1 rRNA gene is annotated in these 975 nt (G+C 35.9%); it reads left to right on the top strand.

Annotation, left to right across the window (positions count from 1 at the left end):
• The first annotated feature begins 64 nt into the window (after positions 1-64).
• A 5S ribosomal RNA gene (gene rrf, locus BTV98_RS13140) occupies positions 65-179 on the top strand.
• Positions 180-975: the final 796 nt, after the last annotated feature.

The following is a 975-nucleotide window of genomic DNA, read 5'->3' as shown; positions in this document are numbered from 1 at the left end:
TCTTGATTCAGTCAAGTAGTGTGATAAGTCATACAAAACAACAGACTCATATCTAACCCCCTTTGCTGACGACAATAGCACGATGGCACCACCTGATCCCTTCCCGAACTCAGAAGTGAAACATCGTCGCGCCAATGGTAGTGTGGCTCCGGCCATGTGAGAGTAGGTCATCGTCAGCTCTCTATTCCTAAAAAGCCCCCCAACTTGATTGTTGGGGGGCTTTTTTTTATTCAGGGATTCTACTTACGTTTTAGTAGAGAGTGTATCTTCTTATAATATAAAGTTTACTAGATAAAGTACTATATAATTTAGTATTTAATGATTGCCGATCTCATAGTTAAAAGTAGCTCTATTAAAGTTCCTTATCTTATTTCTTTTTCTATATATAACCAGCTAGATAGTCTTATATTCCAATTAAATAAGATCTTCGGTGTTATCCCTAGAATAAGTATACTTTGCTAGACTTATTTAAAGCTAACCATTTCAATTAGTTATAATATATAAAAAATAAAAGCTAAGATTAGCTTGACCCCCTATCAAAAGCGCGTATAATGCCACCCAGTCGAAAGGGAAGGGGTGATTGGGAAGTGGTTTACCGCTGAACAAATCAGTTTTTGTTTTGGAGTATTTATTTGGTTAAATAAAGACTTTCAAACTAAATAAAATAAACCCTTGACACTGATAGAAAAGGGTCTATAATACGCCCCTCATTAGCACAAACTGGCCGTAACGGATAGAATTCTTACCTATTACCAACCCAGCTAACTAATTGAAACAAAACGAAATAAAAGCTTGACAAACATAATCAACATGATATGATAGTCAGCTCGCTAATAACGACAAGCACATTGCTTGGTTATTAGTCGAACAACGCTTCAACTGGACGACAGTGAAGGGACATTATTTAAAAGCAAAACTAAAGAACAACTTGTGTGGATTTTTGCTGAGAGAGAATGCTAAAAATAAAGTTGGTTT

The organism is Psychrobacter sp. Cmf 22.2 (genome assembly GCF_001921745.1).
Taxonomy (GTDB): domain Bacteria; phylum Pseudomonadota; class Gammaproteobacteria; order Pseudomonadales; family Moraxellaceae; genus Psychrobacter.
The sequence above is the reverse complement of the archived record's forward strand: the minus strand, read 5'-3'. Positions and strand labels throughout refer to the sequence as shown.